At 67.3% G+C, this 7,307-nt stretch carries 7 protein-coding genes; 1 reads left to right on the top strand and 6 read right to left on the bottom strand.

Annotation, left to right across the window (positions count from 1 at the left end):
- Window positions 1-815, bottom strand: an 815-nt coding sequence (locus AB7I40_RS22675; RefSeq protein WP_428347495.1) for a hypothetical protein, incomplete at its 3' end; no start/stop codon positions are given.
- Entirely contained in the window at window positions 803-1,435 is a 633-nt protein-coding gene (locus tag AB7I40_RS22670) for a hypothetical protein (protein WP_428347496.1), read from the bottom strand. The genes AB7I40_RS22670 and AB7I40_RS22675, both read right to left, overlap by 13 nt.
- A 466-nt stretch (window positions 1,436-1,901) precedes the next feature.
- Between AB7I40_RS22670 and AB7I40_RS22665 the strand changes: the two genes are divergently transcribed.
- Entirely contained in the window at window positions 1,902-2,219 is a 318-nt protein-coding gene (locus AB7I40_RS22665; RefSeq protein WP_428347497.1) for an ArsR/SmtB family transcription factor, read from the top strand.
- Here the strand turns inward: AB7I40_RS22665 and AB7I40_RS22660 are convergent.
- The 4 genes from AB7I40_RS22660 to AB7I40_RS22645 form a co-directional block, all read right to left on the bottom strand.
- On the bottom strand, window positions 2,198-2,653 hold the full coding sequence (locus AB7I40_RS22660; RefSeq protein ID WP_428347498.1) for a helix-turn-helix domain-containing protein: 456 nt from the start codon (window positions 2,651-2,653) through the stop codon (window positions 2,198-2,200). The genes AB7I40_RS22665 and AB7I40_RS22660 overlap by 22 nt on opposite strands.
- 38 nt (window positions 2,654-2,691) lie before the next feature.
- Window positions 2,692-3,255: a hypothetical protein gene (locus AB7I40_RS22655; protein ID WP_428347499.1), complete on the bottom strand. Its 564-nt coding sequence runs from the start codon at window positions 3,253-3,255 to the stop codon at window positions 2,692-2,694.
- Window positions 3,252-4,181 (bottom strand): ParA family protein, encoded by a 930-nt coding sequence (locus AB7I40_RS22650; protein WP_428347500.1) that lies wholly within the window; start codon window positions 4,179-4,181, stop codon window positions 3,252-3,254. The genes AB7I40_RS22655 and AB7I40_RS22650 overlap by 4 nt, the downstream gene beginning before the upstream one ends.
- Window positions 4,182-4,719: 538 nt before the next feature.
- Window positions 4,720-6,873, bottom strand: coding sequence for a hypothetical protein (locus AB7I40_RS22645; RefSeq protein ID WP_428347501.1), 2,154 nt, complete (start codon window positions 6,871-6,873; stop codon window positions 4,720-4,722).
- Window positions 6,874-7,307 lie beyond the last annotated feature (434 nt).

Raw genomic sequence — 7,307 nt, 5'->3', positions numbered from 1 at the left:
ACCAGCTGCGCGGAGACGCTGTGGGTGTCGCCGGTCGGGTTCTCGATGGACTCGTAGGCGAAGGAGCAACTCGTCTTGGCCGCGTCGGTCATGCCCTTGGTCCAGACCCGGCCGGCGTCGTAGCAGCTGGTCACCTCGGTGCCCATGTCCCAGTCCACGCGGATGGGTTCGGCGGTGACCGTGACCGACGTCGGCCCGGCAGTGACGGTCTCGGTCAGGCTGTGCCACTGCGCCTCGGGCAACCACAGCCAGTTGTCGATGTGCACGTAGGTGTGGAAACCGGGGCCGGGAGCGATCTGCGCGTTCGCGTTCTCGAGCTTTATCCGCCCGAGCGCCTCCTGGGCGAGCACCGCTGGATCGACCAACGGGTCCTCACCGTTCGGAACGAACCACGAGTTCTCCGGGATGGTCACGGTGTAGTCGCAGCTGTACACGCTCCCCTCGGACGGATCGTGGCCCTCCCATAGCGGCGACCCGGCCGGCGGAGGCGGAGTGACTTGGAAGGCGTAGCAGCCGTGGCCGGCGTCCCACGTGCCGCCGTAACCGTCGTTGCAGGGCACCTCCTTGTCGCCGTCGAAGCAGCCCGCCGGCTGGGTGCCGCCGTCACCGCCGTCATCGCCCGGGTCTTCCCCACCGGGGTCGCCTGGGTCGGAGACGGGGATGCAGATCCAGCCGCCGGGAATCTCTGAGGGTGATTCACCGGGCGGGCATGCGGGCGGGTCCGCAGTTGCGGTCGGCGCGCCACCGATTGCCACGACGGCCGTTAGGACGCCCGTCAGCAGGATTGCCGCGACGACTGCTCTCAAGGCACGCATGGCCGCGCCTTCCCGGTCGAGGCGTCGACAACCCCGTAGATCAGCCAGTCATAGCCCTCCGGCTTTTCCAACGTGACTGTTCGCAAGTTGGGCTTCTGCTGCCCCTTGACCGGCGGCGCAGGTTCGCCTCGCTGGGTGATGGAAACCTGCGTGTAGTCCACACACTGGTTGATCACGACTGACTTGCCACTGTCGCTCACCGACTTGGCTTTCGACCAGTAGATTCCGGGCGTGCCCTCGATCTGAACGTCGACCTGCTCGTACGTCGTGAGGCGCCGCAGCTGCCCCTGCCACAGCGGTGATGGAAAGTACTGCTTGAAGAGCGCCTCGGCCCGGTCGGTCACCTTGCCCTCGGCAAAGATGGGCTCGCTGCGGGTCTCGTACTCCTCGTACCGGCCAAGCGCCTCCTCGTAGGCGTCGAGCTGGGCGTCGGTGTACTTGTCCTGCCAGGCGGTCTCCGTGGGGCTGGGCTCCGTGGGTGACTGGCTTTGCGTCGTCGGAGTGGGGGTGCTCGAGGAGGGTGTGGCCTCGGGCTCGTCGTCTCCTCCCCCGCAGGCAGCCGTAGTGGCGAGCAGAGCGATCGAGACGGCCGCGACTGCGATTCGTCGTGGGGACAGCATCAGAAGCGACCTCCCGAGTGAGTGTTTCTGTGGCTTCGAAGAGTAGAACGCTTTCGCGACGGCCCGGTTCCGCTGGCTGGGTGGGCCACACGCCGGCTGGAGGTGCTTGTTGAGGCCGTCATGGGTTCGCTCCCCCGCTTCCGCTGCATGCGTGTCGGTTCGGACGACAGGTCGCCGTCCTGGTCTCCTAGGACGCTTGGAGGGGCCGGCGCGATCACCGTGGCCGAAACTTGGCTGGTTGCCACTAGTGGCGGACGTCGCCGAACGCCGTCGACTTCCCGAGTAGTCATCGTTCATTCCCCGTCCGTTCGGCCGCAAAGCATGTCGATTGCCGCTTCGCCACTGTCCCCCCGAATCGGAGTTGATGCCCCGACAGGAGGCGTGGCGTACTCTCGCTGCACTCTATCGCGCTAACTGTGATAGCGGTAGTAGCGGTCGTCGCGCCGGCGTCGGGCAGAATGCGGGCGTGCCACGACTGTCGATGCCCGGGGATATGCCCGAGGAGGTGCTCGCCACTATTGACGTCATCGGCAACAACGTGCGCACCGAGATCTTGCGTCGCCTGGCGCAGAGGCCGGCGACGGCGGGAGACCTGGCCGAGCAGATCGGCGTGCATCATGGCAGCGTTCACCGGCATCTGGTCGTGCTGGAGCAGCACGAGTTGGTGACGACCGATGTCGCCCCGGGCAAGCGCCGGGGCCAGACCGTGTTGTGGTGCACCGATACCGCGAAGGTCGCCGAGTGGGCCGAGGTGTGGGCGCGCTACGCCTCGGGACGGGAATGACGGTGCTGCTCGGCCGCCCGGGCGAGCTCCAGCGCGTCGCGGACGGTGCCCACTGGGACGTCGAGCTTTCGAGCGATCGCGCGCAGGTTCTCCGCGCTCGGTGGTCGCACCCAGGAGCCTGACTCCCACCGGGCGTAGCTGCGGGCCGAGATGTGGACTGCGGCCGCGACCTCGCCTGCTGAGAGGCCGGCGCAGTAGCGCAATGCTCGTAGGTCGCGGCGCTCCGCGTCGACGTCGAGCAGCTCGACGACATGGGTGTTGAGGGCGCGTGCCAGGCGTGCCAAGGAGTCGGGTCGGGGTTCGTCGAGGCCGAGCTCCCAGCGCGAGATGCGTTCGCCGCCGGCGACGCCGACCAGGCGCGCGAGTTGGTGCTGGGTCAGTCCCAGCCGCTCCCGGGCTGTCCGCAGCGCGCTGAGGTCGATTCCGGAGGCCATCGGCCACGAACACTATCGGCATCGGCGAGCTGGTTGGTTCAGTCGGCTAGAACAGCGCGGAGGGCGGCGCGAATCAGTTGGCTGCGGCTCTCTGCGCCGTGCTTCTCGACGAGTGAGTCGATGACCTTGAGATTCGCCTCGGTGGTGTCGAAGTTGATCGTCGTGCGTTCCTCGATCGCCTTCCGGCCAGTGCTCGGGTCGGGAAAGAGTCCTCCAGTCGTCGGCGCGAGCGGACGTTCCTTTGCGACCAGTTCTCCGAGTTGGTGTGCATTCGATTCGATCGCGTTCAGGATGAACTGGATCTGGCTTACCCTGCGGTCGCCTTGGAGGCGCTCGCGCATGCTTGCGGCCAGACGCTGCGGGATGCTGATCGTGGTCCGCTTCATCCCGCCGGTGCTTGCCGAACTTGCCTTTGGTCGCGCTGCCTTCTTGGGCTTGACCTCGGCTGCCCCCCGCTCTTCGCTGGGCTTCTCGGGCTCGTCATCGTCCGCCGCTGCCGTCGTGACGTGTGCGGGCGCAGTCGTCTTGGGGCGGGGTGGCGGACCAGAGATCCGATCGCGAACCAGGCCAAGGGCCGGGGACAACTGGGGACGCTCGCTCATGCTGTCGCCGCCTCCTGTATCGCCGGCGCCGCCGCCTCGGCTTCCTCGGCTGCGCCGATGCGTCGAATGAGCTCGTCGGCGAGTAGCACGTAGTCCTCGGCCAGGGCGGGGGCCGAGCCAGCGATTCGCTCGGGACGTCGACCCTCCTTCAGTGCCTTCCAGTAGGGCTCGGCGTTGTGGACCACCTCGGCGAGCTCGTGGATCAGGCGGCCCTTCTCGCGCGCGTCGTCCGCAGCCGCCTCGGCGTGCCGGATTACCGAATCGCAGAGCAAGTCGGCGTTACCAAGCACGTTGCGGACGTCCTCCTTCGCGAATCGTCGGCGCGCCGTCGCCGTCGCGCCCATGCCGAACAGGACAGCGCCCAGCACGTCGATCTCGGGATTGATCTCGCGGATCTTGACAACTTGCTCGGCCAGGACACGGAGGCCCTCGATGCTGGAGCGATCCGACTTGGTCGGGATCACGATCCAGCGCGCTGCGGCGAGCGCGAGCTGGACCAGCGCCGAGCGTCGCGAGGGCGGGGTATCGATGATGATGAGGTCGTACTCCTCCGCAATGCTGGCCAGGGCCTCGCGCAGCAGGATGCGGCCGTCCTCGCCCCGGCGCTGGCGGCCGAGGACAAGGTCCTCAAGGTCGTCGAGCTTGCTACCACCGGGGATCACGTCCAGGTTGGGCCTGACCCCCACCAGGACCGGCGTAAGGGTTCCGCCGGTGACGAGCGTGTTGACCAGGTGTGCGCCGTTGTCAGCTCCCTCGCTTTCGGAGAAACCGAGGTCATGGCCCAGGTTCGCCTGCGAGTCGAGGTCGATCAGGAGGGTCCGCCAGCCGGCTTGTGCGGCGAGGCCGGCAACGTTGGCCGCACAGCTCGTCTTTCCGGTTCCGCCCTTGCCGGTGGCGAAGGTGATCACGCGCGACAGATTGGTCATGGGCCAGATTCTCCTATGCGTCGCGTTAGCGCCTGCGCTACGACACGCCGTATGGGACGACTTATCAGACGCGTTACCTCATCCGTTACGTCCCCCCGCTACGGGATCCGCTAGTGCCGCCGGTACGTCTGCCGCTACATTTCGCCGCTATCTCGCTCATTAGTGACCTCTTTAGCGGCCCCGCTAAGGCTCCGCGTATGCCGCCCGCTATGTGTTCCGGTATGCCTTCCATTAGCGCCCGCGTATGCAGCATCTAGCGCGCAGGCTATGTAACGCCATAGCGGAACACCCTCCAGAAGGAACGCCATAGCGGAACACCCTCCAGAAGGACCGGCTCACCCAACCACCGCTGAATACAGCCCTGACAACATCAGAGAACCACTCAGAGCGACCCTGGACGCTGTTCTGAGCGCGTAGTACGGCTCCGCCCGAGCCCCAAGGGCATCCGATCACAATCGGGGCCCTCAGACCGGCGAACACTGCAAGGCCGTCCGGGCAGGTGAGGCTTCTCGATTGCGGCATCTTCGACCCGTCAACTTCACCCAACTGCTAGATGGTCTGTGCCCTGGAACAGAGCACCTTGACGTTCGAGGAAGGCCGCGTCGCGGACGGTCTCACCGTTGGGGAGCAGGGCCTGTCGTTCCTCGAACGCCGATCTCGCCAGCTCTAATGGCGTGGCAAGTCGTTGGCTCTCGAGGCCGTAGCGTCGCCGATGGTTGCTCCATGCGGCGATCGATGCTCCGCGTTCGGCGGGGGAGAGGCTCTTGAAGAGCGCCTTCCGCGCGAGGCTTCGAGCGACGTACTCGTCGGCCGGGATGCGGCGAAGCCACGCGCAGTACTGATCGAACTCGTCGAGGCCGGCCCGGGCACGACGCTCGGCGAGCCTGGCCTTCAGGGCTGACTGCTGGGTGAGCGACATCTGCTCGAACTCAAGTCGCTTGCTGGAACTTCGCTCGGCTCGGGCTGCGGGGGAGAGGCTGTCCCACCACGCCTTCTGCTTGGCCATCTCTGACTTGATGGCCCTCGCTCTCCCGGCCGTCCAGCTCGGGGTCGCACCGGCACGGTACGCGACACGCTCCGCTTCCACGATCGCTACCTGGCGTGCGTACGCCGCAGCGGCCCGCCGGTCGACGTTCATCGACCGAGGGCGGGTGGCTACACGCCAGCGTCCGTCTTCGTCCAGGCTGATCATGCCCGCGCGGCTCAGCGCTGCCAGCGCTGTCTTCGCTGTGACTCGTTGGCTCTTGGAGGGGACGTCTTCCGGCTTCTCCACCAGGCCTGAGTTCACCACCAGTTCAGTGAGGTCCAGCGGTCCTGGGGAAGCTTGCAGCGTGCGCCAGAGGCTGTGGCTGGTCCGGGGGAGAGATGCCCAGAGACCCCGGGCCTGTGGGGGTGTGTGAAAAGCAGGTGGGGGGATTTCCCGTCCCCCCGCCTGGTCGGAGGCGTTGATTTCGAACTCGTAGCTGGTCGAGTCCCTCTCGAAGGGGGAGAGGCAGTCGGTGTGGAGGGTGCCGAGTCGCCCGTTGAGCAGGCGCAGGGCAGCGCGGATGGTCTTGCGGTCGCTGAGCCCGGTGTCGAGGACGAGATCGCGTTCTGGGCAGGGCACGCGGAGCTTGCCGGTGCGCAGGACGCGGTCGAGCAGGTGATGCCCGACCAGGAGGAGGGCAGGTCGTTGGCGGGCCGATACGGTCCACATCAGCGCCGCCAGCTGGGTGCGGCCGGCTGCTACAGCCGCGGCGACCTCGACCGGCGGTCCCTCGATCGTGAGTCCGCGTGAGCCTGTGTCGGTGGCGTGGCGGAACGCATCGGCGGCCACGACGGTCTTGTTCCACCAGTTGTTCAGCCACCAGGCCTCGCCCTGATGCTTGGCCTTCGTCATGGCGGTCGGATGAGACTCCCGAATGATCCGCCACGCGATCTGCGGGTCGCCGACTGCCCACACAAGTTCACGGGTGCACGAGATCTCCAGGAGCGACCGGTCGACCTGGTCGGCCTTGCGGGACCTGGTCGCGCCGGTGGTCCAGGTGCCGGCTGGGATGTGGCCATGGAGGAGGTATCGGCGCCAATCGGGCCGCAGCTCGCGCCTCCATCGGTGGAACAGCAGCGGCACGACGACCGCGGTGTTGTCGCTGGTGCTGGTCGACGAGCTGGCGCCGACGTCGGTCTTAACCGTGGGCCGGCGGCGCAGCGGCGCGGGCTCGGGGCGGTCGGGCAGGACCCGCTGCAGATCGCGCAGCGCGTGGCGCAGGTTGCCCTTGGGTCGGGTAACCGCTCCGTGGCGGTGGGGAGACGTGAGAGGGCGTACGGCTTCGCGGAGGTCGAGCTCGTGTGCCGGCACCCTCACATCGGCCGCGAGGCCTACCAGGAAGTCGCTGACTTCGGCGGCCAGACCGGTGCGCTGCGCTGCCGGGGAGTACCGGTAGTCGGTGTGGGCGAAGAAGATGTGCCAGCGGCCCCTCGCCCCACCGGAGGGGCGCTCAAGGACCCAGGCGCCGCGGCGGCGCAGCCACTCGGCGATCTCGGCGGCGAGGAAGTTTCCGAACTCACTGGGCACGTCGACGTCGACGACGCCGACACCGTCGCGGAGATGACCCACCAGGGCGGCGACACGTCCCTTGCCGATTAGCTCGAGTCCAGCCTCGAGCGAGGGGACGTCGACGCGCGGCACCGCGGTGTTGCCGGTATCAATCACCAGCCACGCGGCTGCAGCAGGGTTGAACAGATGTTCGTCGAGCGCCAGAAGGGCGGTGTCGACACGCCGACCTGCAGAAGGGTGTGCGGCATCGCCAAGCGACGCCAGTACAGTTACCGGCAGCAAATCTTCATACCTCCTCTCAGAGGCATCACCCGGGGTTCCCAGTTGGCGCTGGTCCCGGTCTTCACCAAGACGATCAGGTCCTGTTGGCGCAGGACCTTTCGTCATTTCTAGGGCGAGTCACGCCCGCCCTGGCCAGAGCCGGCGGCATCCACCTCCCTCCGGGCGCGACGAGCGAGGCTCGTCATCGACGAGCGCAGCCGCGTTGCAGCGGCTCGGGGTGGAGCGAGATGGGAAAGCGCGTGCAGCCGAGGACAGGTAGTCGCAGCGGCACGCGGGCTGCGCTCGCGACCACATCGCGGAGCAGCCTT

Source organism: Nocardioides sp., from assembly GCF_050246775.1.
Taxonomy (GTDB): Bacteria; Actinomycetota; Actinomycetes; order Propionibacteriales; family Nocardioidaceae; genus Nocardioides.
This window is presented reverse-complemented; position numbering and strand designations above follow the sequence as displayed.